Here is a 26,271-nt window from a genome sequence, read left to right as displayed (position 1 = left end):
TAAACCACAGAAATCATTTATTTGAGGACTGTGGTTTTTCTGTGATTAAAATAACTGGAAGATTTTAATTGTTCTGAAAATTCCAAAATAGTTAGAAAATACTTCTTGTTTGTGCGCCTTTAGATTAGGTGTTAGAGGGTAAAATGAAAAATAAATGTAAAAACAATGTGTTTTACCTAAAATAATCCACAAATAAAATAACGAAGTGTTGTAAACATTATGAAAATTGAATATGATAGTCAATGAATAATTATTAAATATTTATAAAGGAGAAATCAGATGAACGAAAAACAACTGCGCTGGTTTACAGTAGCGTTGATTGCATTCAACATGGTCTGGGGTATGGGGAATGTCGTCAATAACTACGCGCAACAAGGAATCTCAGTAATCACTTCATGGTTATTGATCCTAGCTATTTATTTTATCCCCTATGCACTGATCGTCGGTCAATTAGGATCAGCATTCAAAGATAGTAAAGGGGGCGTTAGTTCTTGGGTAGAAAATACTACTTCGAATAAACGCTTAGCTTATTATGCTGCCTGGACATATTGGGTCGTGCATATTCCATACTTAGCACAAAAACCACAAGCGATTTTGATTGCAGCTGGTTGGGCAGTTCAAGGAAATGGCGATATCGTCAATACGATGTCTGTCCAAATGGTCGCAGTGATCTCCTTGATCATTTTTTTAGCTTTCTTGTATCTATCAACAAAAGGCTTATCAACGTTAAAAGTTATCGGTGGTTTAGCAGGTACAGCGATGTTCGTCATGTCATTATTATTCATTTTACTTGCTGTTACTGCGCCATTCATCAATCCAACGATGGAATTTGCGACAGCAAATATGAACCAAGTCAAAACGTATATTCCTAAGTTTGACTTTAGTTACTTTACGACTGTTTCAATGTTAGTCTTTGCTGTAGGAGGCGCTGAGAAAATCTCTCCTTATGTTAATTCTACACGTAACCCGGCAAAAGAATTTCCAAAAGGGATGATCTTTTTAGCAGCAATGGTCGGTATCTGTGCTGTTTTAGGTTCTGTGGCAATGGGTATGTTATTTGCAAGTGACAATATTCCGAAAGATTTAATGGCAAACGGTGCGTACAGTGCCTTCCAAATCTTAGGTAACTATTATGGTATCGGTAATGCATTGATGATCATCTATGCATTGACGAATATGGTCGGTCAAATTTCTGCCTTGGCATTTTCTATTGATGCGCCATTGAAGATCTTGTTAGCCGATGCAGATCCAGAATTTGTACCAAGTTGGTTACGTAAACGTAACCGTAAAGGAACGTTGGTCAATGGTTACATGTTAACTGGTATCTTAGTCGGTATCATCATTCTATTACCGATTATTGGTATCAAAGATATGAATGAATTAGTTAAATGGTTGACGAACTTAAATTCAGTCGTTATGCCAATGCGTTACTTATGGGTATTCCTAGCCTATATGATGTTGAACAAAGCATACAAAAAATTCACGTCAGAATATAAGTTCGTGAAAAATCCTAAAGTTGGATTCATCTTTGGTGCTTGGTGTTTTGCTTTCACTGCGTTTGCATGTATTTTGGGAATGGTACCAAAAGTGGAATACGCTGCTGATCCACAAGCTTGGTGGTTCCAATTGATCTCAAACATCGTCACACCGATCATTTTGATTTTACTAGGTATGATCTTACCAGCAATCGCGCGTCGTGATAATAAGAAAAATCCATTGAAAGAACCAGTTTCTCAACTTTAAAATAAGATTTGACCGAATCAGTCCAACGATTGGTTCGGTCTTTTTTTGAGTTATTAAGAATAAGAGGTAAAATAAAAAGATGACCATTCGAAGGAGGACAAAAATGAAAATAATGATTATTGGACAGTCGGGTGCAGGTAAGTCCACACTTGCAAGAAGCTTACAAGCAACGTCAGGAAGCCCTCTTTTAGCACTGGATCGTTTGTGGCTAACAACGGACTATGGAAAAGCAGCTAAGCAATGGTTGTTAAAAGAACAGGAAAAATTTATGGCTGAGAACAAGGATTGGATCATCGAAGGGAATTATCTATCGATTGCAAAAGATCGAATTGAACAAACTGACTTGATCCTGTTACTTCGCTTGCCGAGACACATCGCGATGTATCGTGTGGTCAAACGTTCGATTAAACGAAAATTAGATAAAAGTACCCGTCCAGATGTTCCAGAAGAATTTATAGAAAAATTCGACAAAGAATATTTGGACTTTTTACTTTTTGTTTGGCGTTTCAAGAAAGAAAGGGAACCCTTAGCAATCAAAAAAATCTATGAACAAGGAGCAGAAGGAAAATTAGTCATTTTGAATGGTTCACGACAGCAAAAAAAATTTCTAGAGCAATGGCGAAGTAAAAGTAGTTGACACGTTTCGTTTACAAGTGTAATCTGTATTTAGAATTCAAGTTTACATTTGTAAACGAAGAGGAGAGTGATACATATGGAAGAAGTGAAAAAGCCAATCAAAATCAGTGACTCAGAATGGGAAATCATGCGTGTCGTCTGGACATTAGGAGACACCACAGCTCAGGAAATCACACAGATCCTTTCTGAATCAATGGGCTGGAAAGCAGCAACAGTCAAAACGTTATTAGGACGACTTGTCAAAAAAGAAGCGATTTGGACAGAACAAGAAGGGAAAAAATTTATTTATCACCCAGCGGTGTCTGAAACGGACACTGTGCAAAGTGCTGCTGAAAATTTATTCTCACATATTTGTGCGAAGAAAATCGGCGAGACGATTGCAGATCTTGTCTCAGAAGCAACTTTAACACATGCAGATATTGACCAAATCATGGCAGAACTAAAGAAAAAAGAGCCAGTAACAGATATCCAGTGCAATTGCATTCCAGGACAATGTCATTGCCATCAAAACAACTAGGAGGAAAACAGGGATGAAAACAAAAGTAACGATCAAAGGAATGAGCTGTAAACATTGCGTTGCAAGAGTGGAAGAAACGGTCAATGCGCTACCGGGTGTAAAAAAAATTAATGTCAACTTAAAAAAAGAGATCGGAACTGTGTCATTAGATGAAACAGTGATCCAACCATCTATGATATGTCAAGCAATCAATGATTTAGGCTATCAAGCAGAGGTGATTTAAATGGAGTATCCAGCTAAAAAAGACACACTCGTGATTACTGGAATGACTTGTGCCAATTGTGCTGCACGAATCGAAAAAGAGTTGAATGAACAGCCCGGTGTATTATCTGCGACTGTTAATCTGGCAACAGAAAAAGCGACGATCAATTATCAGGAAGTATCAATTGAAGAACTGATCCAGAGTGTTGAAACCATTGGTTATGGTGCGATTTTATATGATGAGGCCCATAAGCAAAAAATTGCAGAAGAAAAGCAAACTTATTTAACAAAGATGAAGCGAGATGTCATCATAGGTGCTATCTTGACGCTTCCTATGATGATCGCGATGATTGCAATGATGTTAGGCTTTCACGGAACGCTTGTCCATTTTTTCCATGATCCATGGGTCCAACTGATTTTAGCAACCCCTGTCCAGTTTTATATTGGTTGGCGCTTTTATGAAGGAGCGTATCATGCCATCAAAACAAACGCACCCAATATGGATGTGTTAGTGGCAATCGGTACGACCGCCGCATTTGCGCTTAGTGTATACAATGGTTTTTTCAGTACACATTCATCGGACTTATATTTTGAAAGTAGCAATATGATCATCACACTGATTTTGTTAGGAAAATATTTGGAACACACAGCCAAAAGTAAAACCGGCGATGCCATCAAGCAGTTGATGTCTCTTCAGAAAAAAACAGCACAGGTCATAAAAAATGGTGAAGAAAAGACCATACCAATCGAGGAAGTAGAGATTGGGGATATTTTACTCGTCCGACCGGGAGAACAAATCCCAACAGATGGGAAAGTCATCAAAGGAGATAGTGCGATCGATGAAGGAATGTTGACTGGAGAAAGTGTGCCAGTTGAGAAAAAAACGGGGGATCTACTCTTCGGCGGAACCATCAATTCCACAGGGATTCTTGAAATGACGGTGACCCAAGTAGGAAAAGGAACTGTCCTCTCACAAATCATCCAAATGGTGGAAGATGCCCAAGGAAGTAAAGCACCGATCCAAAAAATTGCTGATAAGATTTCTGGTATTTTTGTTCCTATCGTTTTAGTCATTGCTTTCTTTACCTTAATAGTCACTGGACTCATCAGTGGCAACTGGGAACTGGCAGTGATCCATAGTGTTTCAGTGTTGGTTATTGCTTGTCCTTGTGCGTTAGGACTAGCGACACCAACTGCTATCATGGTTGGTACAGGATTAGGCGCACGAAAGGGTATTTTGATCAAAGGCGGCGAGGCATTAGAAGCTGCAACACATCTAGACACGATCCTTTTAGATAAAACTGGTACGATCACACAAGGTAAACCAGTGGTCACAGACGTTATTGGTGACGAAGAAGTGTTAACGATCGCCACCACATTAGAGCAAGGCTCAGAGCATCCTTTAGGCAAAGCCATTGTGACTTATGGAAAAGAACAGGCGATCGCGACTTTGCCTGTGGTTCAAGCAAAAGCACATCCGGGTGCTGGGATCAGTGGGGTAATAGATGGAAAATCTTATTTTATTGGTACGAGAAAACGACTAGTGGAGCTGAACGTTTCATTTGAAGCGTATCAAGAACAAGCGTTACAATTAGAACGACAAGGAAAAACCGTGATGTTTCTTGCAGATGACAGACAGGTATTGGGGATGATCGCTGTGGCTGATCAGATCAAAGAACACGCACGATCAGCAATCCAACAATTACAAGCCCAAGGATTGGCAGTTTATATGGTCACAGGGGACAATCAATCAGTTGCAACGACGATTGGACAAGAAGTTGGTATTCCAAAAGAACACATCTTTGCTGAAGTATTACCTGATGAAAAAGCAGGATATGTCGAAAAATTGCAAAAAGAAGGAAAACAAGTGGGGATGGTCGGTGATGGTATCAATGATGCCCCCGCCTTGGCTTTAGCAAATGTCGGTATCGCCATGGGGAATGGCACCGATATCGCTATGGAAACAGCAGATGTAACGTTAATGAATAGTCAACTCTCGTCGATTGGACAAACGATCGAACTTTCAAGTGTGACCTTGAAAAAAATCAAACAAAACTTATTTTGGGCATTTATTTATAACACGATTGGCATTCCATTTGCTGCGTTTGGCTTATTGAATCCAATCATTGCCGGAGGAGCGATGGCCTTTAGCTCAATCAGTGTGTTACTCAATTCATTAAGTCTAAACCAAAAAATGAAGAAATAAACGGTTCAACAAAGGAAAGGACAGAATGAAAATGAACGAGCAAAAAAAACAAACGATGCACGAGCATCATCATGATGAAATGAAGCAACAAACGAACATGACACACCATAAAATGGATCATACGAGTATGGACCATACAAAAATGAACCACGAGAGCATGGCACATGAGCATCACTCAATGGACCACAGTTCAATGGATCATCATGACCATATGAGCGGCGGGATGGATCATTCGATGCACATGGGGAATTTTAAACAAAAATTTTGGTTGTCCTTGTTGCTAGCGATTCCGATCATCTTGTTTTCTCCCATGATGGGCATGGAATTCCCCTTTCAAGTGACTTTCCCTGGCTCTGATTGGCTCGTCTTGATCCTGGCGACCATCTTGTTCATCTATGGCGGACAACCCTTTTTAAGTGGCGCTAAAATGGAATTGAAACAAAAAAGTCCAGCAATGATGACCTTGATTGCTATGGGGATCAGTGTCGCCTATGTTTATAGTGTCTATTCTTTTATCGCAAATCTCATCAATCCCCATACTCATGTGATGGACTTCTTCTGGGAATTGGCGACGTTGATCGTCATCATGCTATTAGGGCACTGGATCGAAATGAGTGCCGTTTCTAATGCAAGTAATGCGTTACAGAAATTAGCAGAATTATTACCGGAAACGGTCAAACGATTACGAACAGATGGGACAGAAGAGACAATTTCTTTAAAAGAGGTCAAAGAGGGCGATCATTTAGTCGTTCGAGCAGGAGATAAAATGCCAACGGATGGGAAGATCCTGAAAGGTGAAACGATCGTGGACGAATCTGCCGTAACTGGCGAATCCAGAGGGGTCAAAAAGCAAACATCTGATCCAGTGATCGGTGGTTCGATCAATGGAGACGGTACTATTGAGATCGAAGTAACTGGAACTGGTGAAAATAGCTATTTAGCAAAAGTCATGGATATGGTCCGTCAAGCACAAGGTGAAAAGTCAAAACTAGAATCTTTGTCTGACAAAGTAGCCAAATGGTTGTTTTATGTCGCATTGATCGCCGGCCTATTGGCATTTGTTGTGTGGCTCTTTTTAACCGATTTACCAACTGCTTTAGAACGGATGGTCACCGTCTTCATTATTGCCTGTCCTCATGCGTTAGGTTTGGCGATTCCTTTAGTTGTTGCACGTTCGACATCGATTGCTGCTAAAAATGGGTTGTTGCTCAAAAGTCGTCGCGCCTTAGAACAAGCCAATGAGTTAGATGTCATCATGCTGGATAAAACAGGTACGTTGACGGAAGGAAAGTTCACCGTCACTGGTATCGAAAGCTTAGACGATGATTATCCTCAAGAAGAACTATTGAAATATCTAGGTGCCTTAGAAGCGAACGCCAATCATCCTTTAGCCATTGGGATCATGCGTTATTTGAAGGAACAAAATATTTCTCCTTATCAAGCAGAGAATCAAAAAAATCTTTCAGGGGTTGGCTTAACTGGCACAGTAGCAGATAAGAATGTAAAAGTAGTCAACGAAAAAGAAATCAAACGTTTAGGACTTGAAATTGCAAAGGAACGATTAACTCCTTACGAAGAACAAGGGAATACAGTCAGTTTTCTATTGATCGATGATCGTTTAGTGGGATTAGTGGCTTTAGGCGACATCATCAAAGCAGAAGCAAAAACCTTTATTCAAAGTCTCAAAGAAAGAAATATCACTCCGGTGATGTTGACTGGTGACAATCCACATGCAGCAGAAGTGGTCGCACAATACTTAGGTATTGAAGAGTATTATGGCGGACTTTTACCAAATGACAAGGAAGATATCGTCAAACGTTATCAGGAACAAGGGAAAAAAGTCATCATGGTCGGTGACGGAATCAACGACGCCCCAAGTTTAGCACGTGCGACGATCGGGATGGCGATTGGAGCAGGAACCGATATTGCGATCGACTCAGCGGATGTGGTTTTGATCAACAGTGATCCAAAAGATATCTTGCATTTCTTAGATCTAGCCAAACAAACGAGAAAGAAAATGATCCAAAACCTATGGTGGGGAGCTGGTTACAACATTCTTGCCATTCCTTTAGCAGCAGGGATTCTTGCGCCGATCGGGATTTTGTTAAGCCCAGCGATTGGAGCTGTCTTGATGTCATTGAGTACCGTAGTTGTAGCACTGAATGCGTTGACGTTGAAGATCAAAGAATGATCATTTTTAGTAAATAATTATTGAATAAAGAGTGAATATGACTATGTCAATGCGGTCGGGACAGAAGTGTTCAGTCTCAAGAAATAAGGCGCCAGCCACGAAAATTGTTTTTCAAATTTTTGTGGCTGGCGTCTTATTTCCGAAGAAGTTACTTCTGTTCCTGTTGTTTATCCGGTTTTAGGTGGTGGGAGAGAACGAAGGGCTCACTTCTTTTTTGTCGTTGGTATGATTTACACAAACGAGAGACTTTGGATTAATTTCTGGTTAATTTTGTAAATTAGTAAAATAATAAAAATAAAAAATATTTCTTTGCGTACTTTATATAAGAGACATTTTCAGAGTATTGATGAACCACTCTGGAAAAACTATTGATAGAGTGAGGTTAAGCAATGAATTGGCAAACATTACTAACAAAAAATGCACAGAATATCTTTTTACTGATCAACCAAATGAAAGATCTGACATGGAAGAAAAGCGACTTAGCAAAAAGGATGGATGTCGATGTCAAAACGATCGATCGTTATTTGAAGCGATTGAAATCAGAGGATTATCCCTTAGAACTAGCGTATGACAAAAAAGAAGTCCAACTGGTTTATCATCAAGCATACAATGAGCCATTTCTTTTGTTTGAATTTTTGATCCGATCGGATTCGTTCTGTTTATTACGGGATCTGATTTTACAAAGGGAATACTCCTTCGAATACGATCGTTCCGCACAAGAACGATTGAAAAAATGGCTAGGGGATTATCATCTTTCTTTTTCCTACAAAAAGCGACAAATCTATGGTTCTGAACGAAAAATCAGATATTTACTTTTTTGTTTTCTCAAAGAGTTCCCAACTTTTTTTAAGGAAGACCATGATCAAACATTTTCAGAACTATTCATCCAACTTCTAGACCAACGTCCCAAACATACAGATATTGAGATTTTTACAAATCATCAATTGTTCTTCTATGAGATTTTTCCAGAACTACTCTTTCGCTCTGAACAAAAGCTTCCGACAAAAGAAAAGAATTATCGGGCTATCCTGCGACTGAATAGCCATTTGATCACAGACAAGCGGTGGGAAAGGATCGAAAAAACCTCCGTCAATCAAAAATTATCGATCGTTACTGAAAAATTAGATTCATTATTTTGGTTGACGAATGATTTTGAAAGTTCCAACAAAAAGAAAATAACAAGAGTACTATTCCAAGAGTGGTTAAAATATTCAATTGGTCTTCATGATCGCTTTATCCATGAAGAAGCTGTTGCCTACCAAGCATTAGCAGACACGATCCCTAATTTTATTGAAAAATCAAACCAGTTTCGTATCGCTTTGCAACAAGCTTTGTTTCAGCCAACCACCGATTGGGCAAGGATGTTGCTGAAATTATTAAATGAACGAGGCTATCTGGAGATGTATGCACCGGAAGTTAAAATCGTATTCTTTTTTCGCTATGACCATGAAGAAGCTAGACGACTTGCAGCAATTTTAGATAAAACGTTACGTCATCGCAAACGCACATCGATCCACGTATGTACCAGGAGTAAGCCACCTAGTTATGCTCAGCTTGTCATCACAGACCATTTTTTTTCTGCTAGTCTCACTAATGATCAGAAAACTTATTTTTATCAAGACTCACTTGGAATCGAAAAACTATTATCAGACATCGATTATTGGATCAACACAAATATAACTTTTACGAGTAAACGAATCATCGAACGCTAGAATATGCTATAATGGACTGGAAAAACAAAGGAGGAAAATCCATTGGAATTAAAGAAACTAGAAGTACCTACATCTTCAATTACAGAAGTGAAAAGATCGCCGATGGATGTGTTTGACCAAGCTAGAAAAGCTGAAACAGGCGTATATATTTTTAATCGTGAAAAAGTTGCTGGTGTGATGTTGACCCAAGAGCAATATGAGACGTTGTTGCAAGAATTAGCCACGCTTCGCCAACTCGTTGCGACAGAAACAGAAGAGGCAAAAACAAATGGAACTGGGACAAACGAACCATTCACAAAAAATCGCACGGCCATCGTATCCACTTCTGAATCGTTGGATGAATTGGTTAGCGCCTTAAAACAATATTTAGTTACAGGTGTATCTATCTCTGCTAAAAATCTTGATGAACGAATGGTGGCATTGGGATTCATTACGAAGAAAACTGGTTTTGGCGGGGTTGTTGATATGCTCAATGAATTAACAGAAACGGGTAAAATCAATTACCAATTAAGGAAAAAACCAAATGGTAAAATCGTGATCGCAGAGATCATCGGTGAACAAGATAGTCAATCTCAACTATTCGATAAGCTGATCATCAAAAAAATCTATTTACATGAAATATAAAAAACTACGAAGTGTTGCCTTGATTGCTTCGCTAAACATCGAACCTAGGCCAAAAAGAATATAAAAATAAAAGTAAAGCCCTCTAACGACCACTAGCCGTCTCTGGGGGTTTTACTTTTATTTTGCTATCTAAAAAAGTGAACGCTTATTTTATTTGCTTACGCGAATAGGCAAATATACTACCCCAAATGATCCCTAATAACTGTGGAAATAAGTAAATACCAGCGAGCAGTAAGATGATCTGTTCAGGGGGAAAAGGATGATATAAAAAATGCCATTCAGTACATTTAGCAAAACATAAATAAGAGGTGATCGTAGAACAAAGATTGCCAAGAACCAATGTTCCTAAACGATTGGCTCGTCTCAACGTAAAACCAAGGAAAAAAGCCCAAAATATCAATAGTATAAATAGGATGACTGAATGATAATAATAATCAAAAAGTAGAGCAAGATAAAAATAAGGCACACACATCAATAAGTAGATTGTTTTTTTTATGTAGAATAATTGCAAAGGTCCATTCCTCCAAATCAGTTCTCCTTGGTTTTAATTGTAAAATCAAACAATGAATAATCAATTCTTTTTAGAAATATTCTGAATAAAATGAATAAACTCTCATTGCTTTATTCTTAAAAAACTAGTCTTTCCCCTCAGTTTTTTTAGAGAAATAGAATATAGTATGATAGATGGAGTGTCTTTTGGGAGGTTTTGTATGAAAAAGAGAATAAAACTAGAACAATTGTATTTGTTTCTTTGGTTTTTCCCAATTTTTCTTTTGCCTTTTACATGGGTGAATGCAGTGGTACAAGGTGCTGAGATTCTTGGCATCATCAATGGAAGTGGCTTTATTATTTCCAAAAATTTTCCGACATTGACCCTTTTTTATTTTTTGATCAGTGTGAATTTGATCGTTTCAAAAACATTTATAAAAAAGTATAATTGGCATTTGATCCAGTTTTCTTCTATGCTGGTCTTTACATCTTATTTCTCGATATTACCGAGGATCATCATCGGTCCGAATGGATTAAGTGAAAGTGGACTAAAAGATACAAGCTATTCTGCGATGTATTTTTTGACCATCAAACCTTGTTTTTATGTAGCGATTGCTTCCTTTGCGTTAGCAGTCGGCCTATTCTATTATACAGAGATCCGTGAACAATCTTTACTTATAGAAAAGATATAGTTTTTTGTAGGACGTCCATTTTCGGACATTTTTTTGTTTTACGATATATTTACACAACTTAACAATAACTTTACATATTCAATATCTAGGATTTACAGTACCCTGATACAATCAATTTGTAACTAAGAAAGGGGCATATAAATGAAAAAAGTTTTATTTTCTTTAGGAGTATTAGGTTTTATCTTAGCTGGATGTGGTTCTGGTTCAGGAAGTACGGATGGATCAGCCAGCAACTCGGCTAGTTCAGATGATCAAGTAAAAATCGTAGCGGTCGGTTCAACCGCTTTGCAACCTTTAGTTGATGCTGCACAAGAAATGTTTATCCAAGATAACCCCAACTATCAGATTTCTGTTCAAGGTGGCGGAAGTGGAACAGGTCTTAGTCAAGTAGCGTCAGGTGCTGTAACAATCGGAAACTCTGATGTATTTGCAGAACAAAGAGATGGAATCGATGCAAGTAAATTGGTAGACCATCGTGTAGCAGTTGTTGGAATGGCACCAATCGTAAATAAAGATACAGGCGTTGAAGATATTACAAAAGAACAATTGATCGACATCTTCACTGGTAAGATCACTAACTGGAGTGAACTAGGCGGAGCAGATCAAGAAATCAACGTCATCAACCGTGCAAACGGAAGCGGCACTCGTGCAACCTTTGAATACTGGGCATTAGATGGCGCTGTACCAATACAATCTCAAGAACAAGATTCATCAGGAACAGTTCGTCAAATCGTTTCACAAACACCAGGTGCGATCAGCTATTTAGCTTTCTCTTATTTAGATGATTCTACTCAAGCGTTGAAAATCAACGGTGTAGAACCAACTCCTGAAAATGTCTCAGACAACAGCTGGGAAATTTGGTCTTATGAGCATATGTATACAAATGGCGAACCTGAACCAGAAGTGAAGAAGTTCTTAGACTTCATGATGACAGATGCCGTTCAAGAAGGACCAGTACAAGATTTAGGCTACCTACCGATCAGCATGATGAAAGTTGAACGTGACGCAGAAGGTAACTTATCATAAGATTGAATACATCTTTCAATCACATGTTTATTCAAAACGACTACCATTGATCATTAAGCTTAGTTCCTCGTTGAGGATCTAAGCTTTTTTAGTTTATTGCCCACTCTACGGTTTCGTTTTTTTTCATATGACAGTTTTGAAAGAAGAATATCAGTTATATCTGAGGATTTATTGGACAAAATGACGTATGGTTAAAGAGTAGAAAAAAAGTTGAGGGATTAGCTATGAATAAAAAAGAAAAACAACGAAAAAAACAGATGCAGCAAATGTTGGCACAATTAGAACGCATTGATCCTAACAAAAATGAAGGGCTGACAGACACACAGGTACAAGAAAGAATACGTGTTGGCGCTGTCAATCAAGCAACGAGTCCTACATTTAAAACGAACAAGCAAATCGTGATGGAGAATGTCTTTACTTATTTCAATCTGATTTTTTTAGTCTTAGCGATTCTATTATGTGTCGTCAATTCCTATAAAAATTTGACTTTTTTACCTGTCATATTGGCAAATACGGGCATCGCAATCTATCAAGAGATCCATTCCAAGAAAATTTTAGATCAGTTGAGCATGTTACACGCCGCAACGGTCAAAGTATTACGGAATGGTCAAGAACAGAAGATAACTATCGAAGAGTTAGTGCTAGATGATCTCGTCATTCTAAAAACAGGAGACCAGATCCCCGCAGATGGAAAGATCATAGACGGCAATCTACAAGTGAATGAAGCGCTATTGACTGGTGAAGCGGATGAGATAAATAAGGAAATCGGCGACGAACTAATGTCGGGAAGCTTCATCGTCGCGGGTAAAGCGAAGGTTCAGTTGACACGAGTCGGCAATGAATCTTATATTGCCAAATTAACGATGCAGGCAAAAGAAATGGGTACTGGAGAACAATCAGAGATGATTGCTTCGTTAGATAGGATCATCAAATGGGTAGGGATCATCATTATCCCCATTGGATTGACCTTATTTTCTCAAAGCTATTTTTACAATGGCAATACGTTGAGGGAAAGTATTGTTTCGATGGAAGCTGCGTTGATCGGTATGATTCCTGAAGGACTGTACCTACTCACGACGATTGCTCTAGCAATGAGTGCGACACGCTTAGCGAAACAACAAGTGTTGCTTCATGACATGAAAAGTATCGAGACGTTAGCACGAGTGGATGTATTATGTGTCGATAAAACAGGAACAATCACTGAAAATTCAATGGACGTTCAACGTGTGCTGATTCCTGAAAATCCTTTAGCAAAACAAACAGCAGATCAGTTGGATGAATTACTTGGTGACTACGCACAGGCAATCGAAGCTGACAATGAAACGATGCAAGCAATCAAAAATTACTTCACGAAGCATTCTGACAGAGAGGCAACAGCAAGTTTACCCTTTTCTTCTGTGAGAAAATATAGCAGCGTGACATTTACAGATAAAACGTATGTCCTTGGAGCACCAGAGATGGTCTTACGTGAAGCGTTCACGAGTTATGCTTCTGAATTTAGCGCGTATACGGATCAAGGCTATCGGGTATTAGTTTTCGGTGAATACCAAGGGATACTGTCACAAGAAGACTTGGAAGAAGCCGTTATCCCGTTAGGTTATTTATTGATTGCTAATCCGATCCGTCAAGAAGCGAAAGCGACGTTTAATTACTTTAAGAAGCAAGATGTTGCTATCAAAGTGATTTCTGGTGATAACCCAGCGACAGTTTCTCATGTTGCCACACAAGCGGGTATTTCAAACGCGGAGCAATATGTGGATGTCTCCTCGTTAAGGGAAGAAGAATTTCCAGAAGCCATGGAAAAATATACCGTCTTTGGCCGTGTCAAACCAGAACAAAAAAAGGAATTTGTTCGTTTACTAAAAGAGAAGCATACAGTGGCGATGACTGGGGATGGGGTAAATGATATCTTGGCGATGAAAGAAGCCGATTGTAGCATTGCGATGGCATCAGGGAATGAAGCGACGATGCAAGCTGCACAAGTGGTCTTGTTGGAATCAGATTTTTCTAAAATGCCAGAGATTGTTGGCGAAGGACGGCGTGTCGTAAACAATATCGAACGTTCTGCCAGCCTTTTCTTAGTAAAAAATATTTTTTCATTCTTATTGTCTGTTTTTTCTGTTCTTTTTGCATTCACTTATCCATTAGAACCTTCACAAATCACATTGATCAGTTTATTTACGATCGGGTTACCTTCCTTTTTATTAGCATTGGAAGAAAATGAAAACCGAATCAAAGGCCGATTCATTGAGAACGTCTTGGAAAAAGCCATTCCGGGTGGTCTGACCGATATGATGGTGGTAGGCGCTTTAGTCGTGGGTGGTTCAATTTTAAATCTGAACAAAACCGATACGTCGACAGCCTCTACCATGTTGCTGATCGTTGTTGGCTTTTTAGTCCTTTATAAAATCTGTCAACCATTGAATCAATTTCGAACACGGATCATACTATTTTGTGCAAGTGGAATCGTCTTTTCTGTTGTCTTCTTGCATAAACTATTTTCAATATCAGCCATTTCGCCAGTGTCTATCTTAATGGTGGTCATGCTCTTTTTCGCAGCAGAATCCATCTTTCGTCAGTTGACCTTTTTCGTGGAAAAATATTTGCATTTAGATAAGATCGATACGACACGTACGAAAAAACGTTGGAGAAAAGTATTTCCATTTTTCAAGAAATGAGCGAAGAATTGTTGGGTACAAAGAGATAGCGTCAACCTCCTAAAACAGAAATGTTCTTGGAGGTTGACGCTTATTTCATTTATACCTATCAGGTTCACGATTAATTGATTTTAGGGATCTTCACAATAAAGGTAGAGCCGATACCAGGGTGACTCTCGATCTCCACCGTACCATGAAGTAAATTCACGTATTCTTTCACGATCGACAATCCTAATCCTGTACCACCTGAATGGCGACTACGCGCTTTATCTACACGATAAAAACGTTCAAAGATGCGTTCTTGGTCTTCGCGATCGATACCAATACCAAAATCTTGTACAGAGAAAATCAGCTGATCGTGGCTTTCGTAGCGAATGATGATCTCACTTTCTTCTTTTGAATATTGGATCGCATTTTCAAATAAGTTTTTGATGATCGGGTAAAGCAAATCAGGATGTGTCGTAAAGGCAGTATTTTCTCCAATCAATTTGATCGTCAACTGTTTTTTCCGGATCATTGGTTGATAGCTTTGGATCACTTGTTGGAAATAAGGCTTCATATAGATCGTTTGGGTTTCATGTAAACTCTCTTCGTCTTTTGATAACTGAATAATTTCTCGGATCAGCTTATCTAAACGAATCGCATCTTTTTGCATGATCAATAGAAATTCAGTCAGTGTGTCGGGGTCTTCTTTTGCACCGTCCAGTAAAGTCTCAGTAAACCCGATCAAAGAAGTGACAGGTGTTTTTAATTCATGTGAGACATTGCCGACAAAATCTTTTTGCATTTTTTCTAAATGTCTGACTTTTGTCAGATCATAAGCAACACCTAAAATTTGGCCAGTATCCTCTGAACTATTGAAATAACGCAAGCTGATATCCAGTGTTTGCGTACCGTCAGCAATCGTGACTTCTTGATGAACGATCGGTTCAGTCGGAGAAACTTGATGGATCAATTGGATCAATTTTGGTTCGCGGATCACTTCTGTGTAATGTTGATTTTCTTGATAATCTTTCACACCTAGATGGACTTGCATTTTTGGATTAAGCAGACGCAGTGTCGCATTGGAGTCAATCAGAAAGACACCGATCATCAATTCATTCAACAAGCTGTATAATTGCTCTTCCGTCGTCGTATAGGCGCGATACATTTTGGTCATCTGTTCACTCAAGCCATTGATCGTCTGGTATAATTCTTCCCATTGATCAGAAGTCTGCATAATGATTTCCGTTTGTTCCGGGTTCTTGACCATCTTTTTCAAAACAGGAATCACTGTTTTGAGTGGTTGGTTCCGTTGGTAAATCAGATAGTAGATCATAAATGTCAATAAAAGAAAGAAAACTAAGAAGAAACCAAATACCCAACGGCGAAAACTTTCCGTGCGAGGAAGAAAGCCACTTGTAGGTTCAGCGATGCGAATGATCGCTACTAATTTCCCATTGACTTTGATAGGCAAGGCGACATAAAGTAATTCTTCGTTCAATGTCGTACTCTTACGAAGTGAAGTGCCAAGCGTACTGCCTTCTAAGATCGCTTTGATTTCCGGACGTGTTTTTCTTTGTTCATGCAAAGAAGATTCTTCCGTGTCATAAATGATCGTGCCAGTTTGATCGATCAACGTCACTCGTTCATTGGATTGATGGACAAATTCATCCAGAACTGCTTTATTACTAGCAGATGCAGGATTCTCAACATCTAGTTGACGAGCCAATAACTGCGCTTTTTTAGTCAAATAACTTTCTTGCTGTTCAATGATCTGTTGTTGGAAATAATGGGAGATGATCTGCCATCCGCCAAAAAATAAGCCAAGCAACAAGACGAGGAAAAATAAGCGCTCGGAGAATTTTTTCCATTGTTTTTTCATCGTTTTGGTTCCTGGAATTTATAACCAAAGCCCCGAACAGTCAGTAAATATTTAGGATGTTTCGGATCACGCTCGATTTTTTCACGTAAATGACTGACGTGGACATCAACAATACGACTTTGTCCAGAAAAATCAAAATTCCAGATACGATCCAACAGTGTATCTCGGTCGATCACTCGATCTTTGCGTTTCATGAAATAAACAAGCAACTCAAATTCTTTCGGCGTAAGTTCGATCGGTTGGTCCTCAATCGTCACTTGATAATTCGTCAAGTCGGCTTTGATTTGTCCAATGGATAAGTATTCTGGTTCTGCCTCATCAGATTGAGTTTTACGGGGTTCGATCCGACGAAAGATGGCTTTCATCCGTGCAAGGACTTCCCGAGGGCTGAAGGGTTTCGTCAAATAATCATCCGCACCGATCTCCAGTCCAATGATTCGATCGACTTGATCATCTTTAGCTGTTAGGATCAATATAGGTGTGTCATTTTTTTCTTGACGAAGTTTTTGTGTGATCGCGATACCGTCGATCGAAGGAAGCATCACGTCTAAAATAATGAAATCATATGAATGTTCCAATGCAAGATCAAGACCTTCTTGACCATCTGCAGCACTGGTTACTTTATATCCTTCTTTTTCAAGATTGAATGTCAGTAATGTTACAATTGAGGGTTCGTCATCAACAACTAGTACTTTTTTCATAAATTCTCCTTTTGATAAATTTCATCTCCTTTATTTTAGCACAGAATCGGGGGCAAAGACTATTTAACCAGTTAAATAAATGGTATAATATAAAAGCAATTTGCTCAGCTAAAGGAGAAAATGTCCGATGATCGGTATCAGTGCTTGTTTAGGTGGCGTCTCATGTCGCTATGATGATCGGGAACAAACAATCCCTGCCTTAAAAAAACTCGTGACAGAAGGTCAAGCAATCGTGATCTGTCCAGAAGTAGCAGGAGGTTTGCCCATTCCAAGAGAACCAGCAGAAATCGTTGGTGGTGATGGGTTTGATGTCTGGGATCATCAGGCTAAGGTCATGACGATCTCTGGAAAAGATGTCACAGAAGCCTATAAAAAAGGTGCGATCAATGCTTATCAAGTGCTAAAGGAAAAGCAGGTCTCAACGTTGATCTTAAAAGCAAATAGTCCTTCCTGCGGCTCATCAACTATCTATGATGGTAGTTTCACTGGTAGTCTGAAAGAAGGCATTGGCGTAGCTACCGCCTATTTTCTCCAACAAAAAATCAGTGTCTGCTCAGAAGAAGAGTGGATGGATCAACGAGGTGAGTTGAATGGAAATTGAGAAAACCAATCGGATGAATGCTCTTTTTGAATTTTATTCGACACTGTTGACTGAGAAACAAATGAATTATATGGAATTATATTATGCAGATGATTTCTCACTTGGAGAAATCGCTGAAGAATATGAAGTCAGTCGCCAAGCAGTTTATGATAATATCAAACGAACGAGCAAGATCTTGGAGAATTACGAAAAAAAACTCCACCTTTTTTCTGACTATGTCGTTCGTGAACAGTTGTTGACAGAATTGACGAACTATATCAATGAACAGTATCCTGAAGATCAAACGCTACAAGGATACATCAAAAAAATTCAAGAAATCGAAGAATAACAAAAAGGAATGAATAAAATATGGCATTTGAAAGCTTAACTGAACGCCTACAACAGGCGATGTCAAAGTTACGAAAAAAAGGAAAAGTCTCTGAAGCTGACGTCAAGGAAATGATGCGTGAGATCCGTCTTGCGTTATTAGAAGCCGATGTCAACTTACAAGTAGTCAAAGATTTTACGAAACGTGTGCGCGAACGTGCAGTTGGAGCAGAAGTACTTGATAGTCTTTCTCCAGCACAACAAATCGTAAAGATCGTGGATGAAGAGTTAACGATCACTTTGGGTTCTGAAACAGTTGAATTGACTAAATCTCCTAAAATCCCGACTGTCATCATGATGGCTGGGTTGCAAGGTGCAGGTAAAACAACGTTTACTGGTAAATTAGCGAATTATTTAAAGAAAAATGAAAATGCTCGTCCCTTATTGATTGCAGGTGACGTGTACCGTCCTGCTGCCATCGACCAGTTAAAAGTTTTAGGACAGCAATTGGATGTTCCGGTTTTTGATATGGGGACAGATGTGAGTCCTGTAGAAATCGTTCGTCAAGGGATGGAACTCGCAAAAGAAAAGAAAAATGATTACGTATTGATCGATACAGCCGGTCGTTTACACATTGATGAAACATTGATGGATGAATTAAAACAAATCAAAGACTTGACACAACCTAACGAAATCTTACTCGTTGTCGATGCGATGACTGGTCAAGATGCCGTCAACGTTGCGGATAGCTTCAATCAACAATTAGGGATCACCGGGGTCGTCATCACAAAATTGGATGGAGACACACGTGGGGGAGCGGCGCTATCGATCCGTTCAGTGACCGGCGCACCGATCAAGTTCATCGGTTCTGGTGAAAAGCTGACTGACTTAGAAGTCTTCCATCCAGATCGCATGGCAAGTCGTATCCTTGGTATGGGGGATATGTTGACGCTGATCGAAAAAGCGCAACAAGACTATGATGAGAAAAAAGCAGAAGAGCTTGCGCAAAAAATGCGTGAAAACTCATTTGACTTCAATGATTTCATTGAACAATTAGATCAAGTCATGGGTATGGGCCCAATCGAAGACTTATTAAAAATGATCCCAGGAATGAATCAAATGCCAGGAATCGAAAATATCAAAGTTGATCCGAAAGATGTTGAGCGTAAAAAAGCAATGGTTTATTCGATGACACCTGCAGAACGTGAAAATCCAGACCTATTGAATCCCAGCCGTCGACGCAGAATTGCTGCTGGTTCAGGGAACAGCGTAGTAGAAGTCAATCGTATGATCAAACAATTCAAAGAATCCCGTAAGATGATGCAACAAATGTCTAAAGGGGACATGAATATTCCTGGCATGGACCAAATGTTCGGTACCGGTGTCAAAGGGAAGCTAGGAAAAATGGCGATGAATCGCATGATGAAGAAAAACAAAAAGAAAAAGAAGAAAAAGAAATAAACAGTAATCAAGTGCAAAAAAGCTTCGAAGACGTATTTAATTTTGTCTTCGGAGTTTTTTCATACATTGTTTGAAAATCCTAAAAGGAGTGAGTCGATGAAACGCTGTCCATGGAGTGAATCAACTGAAATGATGCGTGAGTACCATGATACGATTTGGGGGGTACCTGAATATGAAGATCAACGACTGTACCGTAAATTAATGCTTGATATCAATCAAGCAGGTCTCAGCTGGCAAACGATCTTGAACAAGAGCCAAGCTTTTGATGAAGCTTATGACCAGTTTGAACTCGAAAAAATTGCCAAGTATGATGAAGAAAAAATCGAAGAATTGATGAACAACAAGGGGATCATTCGCAATCGTCGAAAAATCGAAGCGGCAATAACGAACGCACAAGCTGTTCTGGCAATGCAAGCCACTGGACTCAGTTTTTCGGATTATCTCTGGTCTTTTGTGGATGGCAAAGTGGTAACCGGAAACTACCAAGACCAAAGTGAAGTGCCAACTACTAGTGAACTCTCTGATCGTATCTCAAAGGACTTGAAAAAACGCGGCTTCAAATTTATTGGAAGTACGACAATTTATGCCTTTTTAGAAGCGGTAGGGATCATCAACGATCACCTGATCACTTGTTTTCGCCACCAAGAAGTCAAACGCTAAAGGAGAAGGATAATATGTCTAAGATCATTTTTTACGGAGCAATCAGTATGGATGGCTATCTAGCAACAACTAATGATGACTTACAATGGCTCTTCGATACGCCTACTGGGGAAAAAACAACCTATGATGCGTTTTATCAAACCATCGATGCAACGATCATGGGCAGAAAAACGTATCAAGAAGCAAAAAAATATTTAGATACAGCCAAGATCTATCCAGAAAAAACCAATTATGTCTTTTCAACAGACAAAGAATTGAAGCTGGAGGATGCGAGGGTCGTTCACGAAGATCCCGTAAGCTTTATCAAGGGGGTGAAGGAATCAAGTGAACAAAGGATCTGGGTAGTTGGTGGGGGCAGTTTGCTCAAACCAATCATTGAACAGCAACTGATCGATGAATGGTACATTCAAATTGCGCCGGTTTTACTTGGGAATGGGATTCGTCTTTTTCAAGAAGGGGATTATGTACAGCGGTATCAATTGGTGGACACGAAACGCTTTGGCGAGTTCATCGAGCTACACTATCGTAAAGAAGAGCACAAAGAATAGTAGGTCACACAAAAAACCACGAAACAACATGCTGTTTCGTGGTTTTTTGTAAAATTAGCAAGACATCAAGCGTTCAATTTTCCCGCGAAATCTAGATACGCATCTAAAATCGTTTGGAAGAAATCAACGGTTCCTTGGATAATGTTGCCCTCTTCATCAAGTAAGTTAGTGATATTTCCGATATACGCTTCTGGTTGTTGTAATGTTGGGACATTTAAAAAGACTAATGATTGACGTAAGTGATGATTTGCGCCAAAACCACCGACTCCACCAGGAGAAGCAGTGACCACTAAACCAGGTTTTTTATCCCAAACACTTTGACCATAAGGACGAGAACCAACATCCAAGGCATTTTTCAATACAGCTGGCACTGAGCGGTTGTACTCAGGAGTTACAAAGATCACGCCGTCTAGATCTTTGACTTCTTCACGGAAACGTGTCCATTCTGCAGGCGTTTGCTCAGGTGTTTCGATATCTTCGTTATAAAAAGGAAGGTCATCGATTTTTACAAATACGCTCTCGTATCCTTCCGGTAATAAGTCCGCAAAAGTTTCTGCAACTTTCTTATTGTATGAATCTTTTCTTAAACTTCCGATGAAAAAACCAATTTTTTTTGTCATAAAACAATTCCTCCTTCAATCTTTCTATATTTATCTTACAAAAAATAAGTAAACTGAGCAAATAAAAACACTTGGGTTATTTTAATGTGTGATCGAAAACATAGGAAATGCTTATGGATAGGGGAATTACAAGCTTCCTATGTTCAACCTTGATGATTCAAAAAAGTAAGAAGAAATCCGTAGAAAAGGAACAAACTACTTAGAGAAAGAATAAAAATAGAAAAAAATCAGACTGTAAAGAAAAAAAGCTTTACAGGGTAAAAAAAAACTGGTACACTACATCTTGTGAATAAAACAATGGAGGTGGAAATATATAATGGCAGTTAAAATCCGTTTAAAACGTATGGGTTCTAAAAAGAGTCCTTTTTACCGTATCGTCGTAGCTGATTCACGTTCTCCTCGTGATGGACGTTTCATCGAAACTGTAGGTACTTACAACCCTTTGAAAGACCCTGCAGAAGTAGTTTTAAAAGAAGATTTAGTACTTGACTGGTTATCAAAAGGTGCACAACCTTCAGATACAGTACGTAACATCCTTTCAAAAGAAGGCGTTATGAAAAAACATCATGAAGCTAAATTCTCAAAGAAATAAGGTGACCGGATATGAAAGATTTAAGCGACTTAGTCTTAACAATCGTTCGTCCGTTAGTTACTTATCCTGATCAAGTCCAGCTAGAAGTCGTTGAGTCGGAAGATTTTTACGAATACAATCTAACTGTGGCTCCCGAAGATATCGGTCGTATCATCGGTAAACAAGGACGCGTTGCGAAAGCAATCCGCACAATCGTTTACGGAGTACGAATCAATGCACCGAAAAAAGTGCGTTTGAATATCATCGACAATAAAGAATAAACTGTTTCGTTTTCGCGAAACAGTTTTTTTGTGTTCTTTAGAGATCATATTTGGCAAAAACAGGTACAAAGCGTATCCTTAATAGTAAGAGAGGAGTGTTTCGAATGAAAAAAATAGGTTTGATCAGCTTATTCGCAGTCGCTTTACTCGGTGCCTGTCAATCACCAAGTGAAACGAGTCAAAAAACGACAAATGAAACAGTTCGTACGACAGAAACAAGTACTTCAAAAGAAGAGATAGGGTCATCTTCCGTGAGTAGCAATGAGACAGCCTCATCAGCTGAAACAAGTACGAGTACGCAAGAAAATTCGACGCAAACTGCCTTTGAGCAATTGCAAAAAGAGTATCCAGACACACCGATGCCCAAAGAGATCCCAGTTGGGTCATCTAACTTGAACATCGCAGCAACGATGACAAAACAAGGCTTTTCTGTCTTATACTATCAATCAGAACAAGCGCTACCACTAAACGTCGCCTCATTGAACCAAGCAGAACCAATCGCTTCTTACCTTTATCAAGATGACTTTGCATCTTCCCAAGAAACACTGAACACGATTCAGCCATTTACGGTCGATACTGGAGGAAGACAAGTCGATCTCGGTTATAACATTGTCGGTTATCAACAAGGTGCTGCTGGTTCTTCGATTCTTGAATGGCAAGAAGGAAATTGGCGGTTACGAATACGTGCCAGCAATATTGACGGACAAGATCCTGTACCTTTGGCGAAACAGATCGTGACTTACTTGGAGTCTGCCCGCTTACCTGCACCGGAAAAAGTCGGAACGATCGAAATCAATATGACCGATGGCACGAATCAAAATACTCGAATCATTTGGCAAAAACCAACCACTGTCTATACCATCACGAATCAAGATTCGATGAATGCATTAAAAATGGCTGTTTCCATGGAACAACAATAAAAGAAGACTAGAATTGCCAAGAACCACATGCTAAAATAGACAGGAAACGATAGAACACTCTGAGTCCAAAAGCAAATCGGGACCAAGCAGAGTGACAAGAATCATGAAAGAAATGAGGACAAAAGTTGACTGAATATCTAAACGTTGGCAAGATTGTCAATACACAAGGAATCAAAGGTGAAGTCCGTGTCATCTCAACCACAGATTTCCCTGAAGAACGTTACAAAAAAGGTGAAGTTTTGACACTCTTCCAAGAAGGAAAAGCTCCTGTAGAATTGACTGTAAAGAGTCACCGTAAACACAAAAACTTTGATTTACTCAGCTTTGAGAATCATCCTTCCATCAATGACGTTGAAAAATACCGTGATGGTATCTTACGTGTATCAAAAGAAAACTTAGTTGAATTGACAGAAAATGAATATTACTACCATGAAATCATTGGCTTGAAGGTCATTGATGAAAACGAAAAAGAACTAGGAAAGATCAAAGAGATTTTATCTCCAGGCGCAAATGACGTTTGGGTCATCCAACGACCAAAGAAAAAAGATGCACTGATCCCTTATATCGATTCCGTCGTTCAAGAAGTCGATCTTGAAAATGGCTTGGTTCGTGTGACATTATTAGAAGGATTGATCGATGATGAAGATTGACGTGTTGACTCTGTTTCCACGAATGTTTGAAGGTCCGATGGGGGAATCGATCATTGGTAAAGCAGTAGCAAAAGAATTGTTAGAAATCAATGTTTCTAATTTTCGTGAGTATTCGGACAACAAACACCAAACAGTCGATGATTATCCATATGGTGGTGGGGCAGGGATGTTATTGAAAGTCCAACCCATCTATGACAATATCAAAGCCATCGAAGAAAAACATCAAGAAACAAAAAAACGTGTGATCTTGCTTGATCCAGCTGGTAAACCATTTAATCAAAAAATGGCAGAAGAATTTTCGGAAGAAGAGCATCTGATCTTTATTTGTGGCCACTATGAAGGCTATGATGAGCGCATCCGTTCACTCGTAACAGATGAAGTCTCATTGGGAGATTATGTATTGACCGGTGGTGAGCTAGGCGCCATGGTGATGATCGATGCGACCGTGCGGCTATTGCCAGATGTTTTAGGTAATCAAACATCTGCCCAAACAGACTCGCATTCTACTGGCTTGTTGGAACATCCTCAATATACAAGACCAGCAGAATTCAAAGACATGAAGGTACCAGAAGTATTGACCAATGGTAACCATAAATTGATTGAAGAATGGCAACTAAAAGAATCCTTACGCCGAACATATCTTCGACGTCCAGATATGTTAGCAAAATTAGACATGACACCGCAAATGGAAAAAATGCTAGCGGAGATCAAAAAAGAAGAAGCTTGAGTTGCAACAAATAAATGAAAATTTTCTTTACACTCACCATAGAATATGATAGTATTCTATGGTGAGTGTAAAAACACTTAACTATTACGATGTTCCGCTGTGAGAAATTACTCATAAGAATGTTTGGAATAAGGAGAAGAAAACAATGAATCCATTAATCGAAGAATTAACAAAAGAACAACTACGTTCTGACATTCCAGCTTTCCGCCCTGGTGACACTGTACGTGTTCATGCGAAAGTTGTCGAAGGTACTCGTGAACGTATCCAGTTATTTGAAGGTGTTGTAATCAAACGCCGTGGTGCTGGAATCAGCGAAACTTATACAGTACGTAAAGTTTCTAACGGTGTAGGCGTTGAGCGTACATTCCCATTGCACACACCACGTGTTGCAAAAATCGAAGTTGTCCGTTACGGTAAAGTACGTCGTGCGAAATTGTACTACCTACGTGCATTACACGGAAAAGCAGCTCGTATCAAAGAAATCCGTCGTTAATTTCTTATTATCAGACAGAGAAAGAACCCTTGAATTTTCAAGGGTTCTTTTCTTTTTTATGTTATACTAATGCTTATTGATATTAGTGATATTTCAATTTAAATAGCAGTAAGGGGCATAAAAGGGGCAAGCTGTCATAAAAGCTCAAGATCGCTTTGTAATTTTTCACGCATTCCTTCAGTAACATGAAGATAAATCTGTTGAGTTAATTTACTGTCCTCATGACCTACTCTGTCTTGAATGACATACATCGGTGTTCCTATTTCAGCAAGTTTAGAAATATGAGAATGTCGAAAAATATGAGAGCTTAAATTTTTAGATTCATCGATTCCCATTTGCTTCTTATGAGTCCGTAAATACGTATTTATTGCATTTATCAAGATTGGAGTACCATGTTTGGTTTGAAAAAGGAATTCACCTTGTGGACTTAATTCGAGAAGACGTTGGTAGATGCCTAAAGCTTTTTTTGATAAATCAATTGTACGCATTCCAGCGGCAGTTTTTGTCCGATTAGATTTTTTCATTTCTTTTACACTACGTTCACGATAAAGTAAAGTGCCGTTTATTGTTACTGTTCTCTTTTGAATATCTATATCTGATTTAAGAAGAGCTGTGGCTTCACCTGGGCGTATTCCTGTGAGATAAAGCCATTGGAATAGTAATCCATATCGTTCGTTGTGAGCCATTGAGAAATCAATTATTTTTTTATATTCTGTATCTTCAAGGTATTTGTCTTTTATTTTAGCTGTTTTAAATTCTTTTTTATAATTAATTTCTACCTTATCCATGGGATTATCATGAATATATTCTTTTCTTACAGCATATTTTAATACAAGATTGATTTTAGTTTTTATGATTGCAACGTACTTATTTGATAAATTTTTATCGTATAAGTATTTATCAAGAATATCATTTAATAATCTAGTATTAATTCGTGAGACCAAAGTATTTTCTCCAATGTCTTTTTTAACTGCATTCATTAAATTGCTTGTAGATAAATAAGTACTTTCAGCTACTTGTTTTTTATAGTGATTAAACCATTCTCTATATAATTCAAGGAATGTGATTTCTTTAGTGGTGGAATTAGTTTCTTCAACTTTTTTAGCAATTTTATTATTAAGAATACAAGATGCTTCTTTTTGTGTTTGTCTAGTTTTATTATTTTTAATGACTG

At 38.8% G+C, this 26,271-nt stretch carries 27 protein-coding genes; 22 read left to right on the top strand and 5 right to left on the bottom strand.

Going from position 1 to position 26,271, the window contains the following annotated elements:
• The first annotated feature begins 279 nt into the window (after positions 1-279).
• The 8 genes from IGJ49_RS09825 to IGJ49_RS09790 all read left to right on the top strand — a co-directional run bounded on the left by IGJ49_RS09825 (position 280) and on the right by IGJ49_RS09790 (position 9,830).
• Complete coding sequence (locus IGJ49_RS09825) at positions 280-1,743, top strand: APC family permease (RefSeq protein ID WP_010734986.1); 1,464 nt, start codon at positions 280-282, stop codon at positions 1,741-1,743.
• A gap of 103 nt (positions 1,744-1,846) precedes the next feature.
• On the top strand, positions 1,847-2,380 hold the full coding sequence (locus tag IGJ49_RS09820) for a DNA topology modulation protein (protein ID WP_023519983.1): 534 nt from the start codon (positions 1,847-1,849) through the stop codon (positions 2,378-2,380).
• A 75-nt stretch (positions 2,381-2,455) separates the two neighbouring features.
• A complete protein-coding gene (locus IGJ49_RS09815; RefSeq protein ID WP_010734988.1) occupies positions 2,456-2,896 on the top strand; it encodes a CopY/TcrY family copper transport repressor in 441 nt (146 codons plus the stop codon).
• A gap of 13 nt (positions 2,897-2,909) precedes the next feature.
• The gene (gene copZ / locus IGJ49_RS09810; protein ID WP_438723308.1) at positions 2,910-3,119 is read left to right on the top strand and encodes a copper chaperone CopZ; all 210 of its coding nucleotides are present in this window, start codon (positions 2,910-2,912) and stop codon (positions 3,117-3,119) included.
• A complete protein-coding gene (locus tag IGJ49_RS09805) occupies positions 3,120-5,303 on the top strand; it encodes a heavy metal translocating P-type ATPase (RefSeq protein ID WP_023519982.1) in 2,184 nt (727 codons plus the stop codon).
• 127 nt (positions 5,304-5,430) lie between these two features.
• Positions 5,431-7,494: a copper/silver-translocating P-type ATPase CopB gene (gene copB / locus IGJ49_RS09800; RefSeq protein WP_414458098.1), complete on the top strand. Its 2,064-nt coding sequence runs from the start codon at positions 5,431-5,433 to the stop codon at positions 7,492-7,494.
• 389 nt (positions 7,495-7,883) lie between these two features.
• Positions 7,884-9,206 (top strand): hypothetical protein, encoded by a 1,323-nt coding sequence (locus tag IGJ49_RS09795; protein WP_438723305.1) that lies wholly within the window; start codon positions 7,884-7,886, stop codon positions 9,204-9,206.
• Positions 9,207-9,248: 42 nt separating this feature from the next.
• On the top strand, positions 9,249-9,830 hold the full coding sequence (locus IGJ49_RS09790; RefSeq protein ID WP_010734993.1) for a hypothetical protein: 582 nt from the start codon (positions 9,249-9,251) through the stop codon (positions 9,828-9,830).
• Positions 9,831-9,975: 145 nt separating this feature from the next.
• Here IGJ49_RS09790 and IGJ49_RS09785 read toward each other — a convergent pair whose 3' ends face one another.
• Positions 9,976-10,341, bottom strand: coding sequence for a hypothetical protein (locus tag IGJ49_RS09785; protein WP_438723303.1), 366 nt, complete (start codon positions 10,339-10,341; stop codon positions 9,976-9,978).
• Positions 10,342-10,540: 199 nt separating this feature from the next.
• Between IGJ49_RS09785 and IGJ49_RS09780 the strand changes: the two genes are divergently transcribed.
• The 3 genes from IGJ49_RS09780 (at position 10,541) to IGJ49_RS09770 (ending at position 14,715) form a co-directional block, all read left to right on the top strand.
• A complete protein-coding gene (locus tag IGJ49_RS09780; protein WP_010734995.1) occupies positions 10,541-11,011 on the top strand; it encodes a hypothetical protein in 471 nt (156 codons plus the stop codon).
• Between the two features lie 141 nt (positions 11,012-11,152).
• Positions 11,153-12,037 (top strand): phosphate ABC transporter substrate-binding protein PstS family protein, encoded by an 885-nt coding sequence (locus tag IGJ49_RS09775; protein WP_438723300.1) that lies wholly within the window; start codon positions 11,153-11,155, stop codon positions 12,035-12,037.
• A gap of 224 nt (positions 12,038-12,261) precedes the next feature.
• Positions 12,262-14,715 carry a cation-translocating P-type ATPase gene (locus IGJ49_RS09770; protein ID WP_023519977.1) on the top strand — a complete coding sequence of 818 codons (2,454 nt, stop codon included), beginning with the start codon at positions 12,262-12,264 and terminating at the stop codon, positions 14,713-14,715.
• Between the two features lie 100 nt (positions 14,716-14,815).
• On the opposite strand, the gene IGJ49_RS09765 is transcribed toward IGJ49_RS09770, so the two are convergent.
• Positions 14,816-16,558 carry an ATP-binding protein gene (locus IGJ49_RS09765; RefSeq protein WP_438723297.1) on the bottom strand — a complete coding sequence of 581 codons (1,743 nt, stop codon included), beginning with the start codon at positions 16,556-16,558 and terminating at the stop codon, positions 14,816-14,818.
• The gene (locus IGJ49_RS09760) at positions 16,555-17,259 is read right to left on the bottom strand and encodes a response regulator transcription factor (protein ID WP_010734999.1); all 705 of its coding nucleotides are present in this window, start codon (positions 17,257-17,259) and stop codon (positions 16,555-16,557) included. The genes IGJ49_RS09765 and IGJ49_RS09760 overlap by 4 nt, the downstream gene beginning before the upstream one ends.
• Before the next feature lie 127 nt (positions 17,260-17,386).
• Between IGJ49_RS09760 and IGJ49_RS09755 the strand changes: the two genes are divergently transcribed.
• The 5 genes from IGJ49_RS09755 to IGJ49_RS09735 all read left to right on the top strand — a co-directional run bounded on the left by IGJ49_RS09755 (position 17,387) and on the right by IGJ49_RS09735 (position 20,835).
• Entirely contained in the window at positions 17,387-17,860 is a 474-nt protein-coding gene (locus IGJ49_RS09755) for a DUF523 domain-containing protein (RefSeq protein WP_438723295.1), read from the top strand.
• A complete protein-coding gene (locus tag IGJ49_RS09750) occupies positions 17,850-18,188 on the top strand; it encodes a putative DNA-binding protein (RefSeq protein ID WP_010735001.1) in 339 nt (112 codons plus the stop codon). The genes IGJ49_RS09755 and IGJ49_RS09750 overlap by 11 nt, the downstream gene beginning before the upstream one ends.
• A 20-nt stretch (positions 18,189-18,208) precedes the next feature.
• Complete coding sequence (ffh, locus tag IGJ49_RS09745; protein WP_010735002.1) at positions 18,209-19,627, top strand: signal recognition particle protein; 1,419 nt, start codon at positions 18,209-18,211, stop codon at positions 19,625-19,627.
• Between the two features lie 96 nt (positions 19,628-19,723).
• Positions 19,724-20,287 carry a DNA-3-methyladenine glycosylase I gene (locus tag IGJ49_RS09740; RefSeq protein WP_438723292.1) on the top strand — a complete coding sequence of 188 codons (564 nt, stop codon included), beginning with the start codon at positions 19,724-19,726 and terminating at the stop codon, positions 20,285-20,287.
• Positions 20,288-20,301: 14 nt separating this feature from the next.
• Complete coding sequence (locus tag IGJ49_RS09735; RefSeq protein ID WP_438723290.1) at positions 20,302-20,835, top strand: dihydrofolate reductase family protein; 534 nt, start codon at positions 20,302-20,304, stop codon at positions 20,833-20,835.
• A 65-nt stretch (positions 20,836-20,900) separates the two neighbouring features.
• On the opposite strand, the gene IGJ49_RS09730 is transcribed toward IGJ49_RS09735, so the two are convergent.
• Positions 20,901-21,455 carry an NADPH-dependent FMN reductase gene (locus IGJ49_RS09730; protein ID WP_010735005.1) on the bottom strand — a complete coding sequence of 185 codons (555 nt, stop codon included), beginning with the start codon at positions 21,453-21,455 and terminating at the stop codon, positions 20,901-20,903.
• Positions 21,456-21,771: 316 nt separating this feature from the next.
• On the opposite strand from IGJ49_RS09730, the gene rpsP reads away from it, so the two are divergent.
• The 6 genes from rpsP to rplS all read left to right on the top strand — a co-directional run bounded on the left by rpsP (position 21,772) and on the right by rplS (position 25,097).
• Positions 21,772-22,047, top strand: a complete 276-nt coding sequence (rpsP, locus tag IGJ49_RS09725) for a 30S ribosomal protein S16 (RefSeq protein WP_010735006.1) — start codon at positions 21,772-21,774, stop codon at positions 22,045-22,047.
• An 11-nt stretch (positions 22,048-22,058) separates the two neighbouring features.
• Positions 22,059-22,307, top strand: a complete 249-nt coding sequence (locus IGJ49_RS09720) for a KH domain-containing protein (protein ID WP_010735007.1) — start codon at positions 22,059-22,061, stop codon at positions 22,305-22,307.
• A 104-nt stretch (positions 22,308-22,411) separates the two neighbouring features.
• Positions 22,412-23,227, top strand: a complete 816-nt coding sequence (locus IGJ49_RS09715; RefSeq protein WP_438723287.1) for a hypothetical protein — start codon at positions 22,412-22,414, stop codon at positions 23,225-23,227.
• Between the two features lie 125 nt (positions 23,228-23,352).
• Positions 23,353-23,877 (top strand): ribosome maturation factor RimM, encoded by a 525-nt coding sequence (rimM, locus tag IGJ49_RS09710; protein WP_010735009.1) that lies wholly within the window; start codon positions 23,353-23,355, stop codon positions 23,875-23,877.
• Positions 23,867-24,604 carry a tRNA (guanosine(37)-N1)-methyltransferase TrmD gene (gene trmD / locus IGJ49_RS09705; RefSeq protein ID WP_349519997.1) on the top strand — a complete coding sequence of 246 codons (738 nt, stop codon included), beginning with the start codon at positions 23,867-23,869 and terminating at the stop codon, positions 24,602-24,604. The genes rimM and trmD overlap by 11 nt, the downstream gene beginning before the upstream one ends.
• A gap of 145 nt (positions 24,605-24,749) precedes the next feature.
• A complete protein-coding gene (rplS, locus tag IGJ49_RS09700; RefSeq protein ID WP_002286913.1) occupies positions 24,750-25,097 on the top strand; it encodes a 50S ribosomal protein L19 in 348 nt (115 codons plus the stop codon).
• Positions 25,098-25,231: 134 nt separating this feature from the next.
• Here the strand turns inward: rplS and IGJ49_RS09695 are convergent, their stop codons facing one another.
• Complete coding sequence (locus tag IGJ49_RS09695; RefSeq protein ID WP_438724001.1) at positions 25,232-26,164, bottom strand: tyrosine-type recombinase/integrase; 933 nt, start codon at positions 26,162-26,164, stop codon at positions 25,232-25,234.
• Positions 26,165-26,271 lie beyond the last annotated feature (107 nt).

This window comes from Enterococcus sp. AZ171 (genome assembly GCF_051714005.1).
GTDB lineage: Bacteria > Bacillota > Bacilli > Lactobacillales > Enterococcaceae > Enterococcus_B > Enterococcus_B pernyi.
This window is presented reverse-complemented; position numbering and strand designations above follow the sequence as displayed.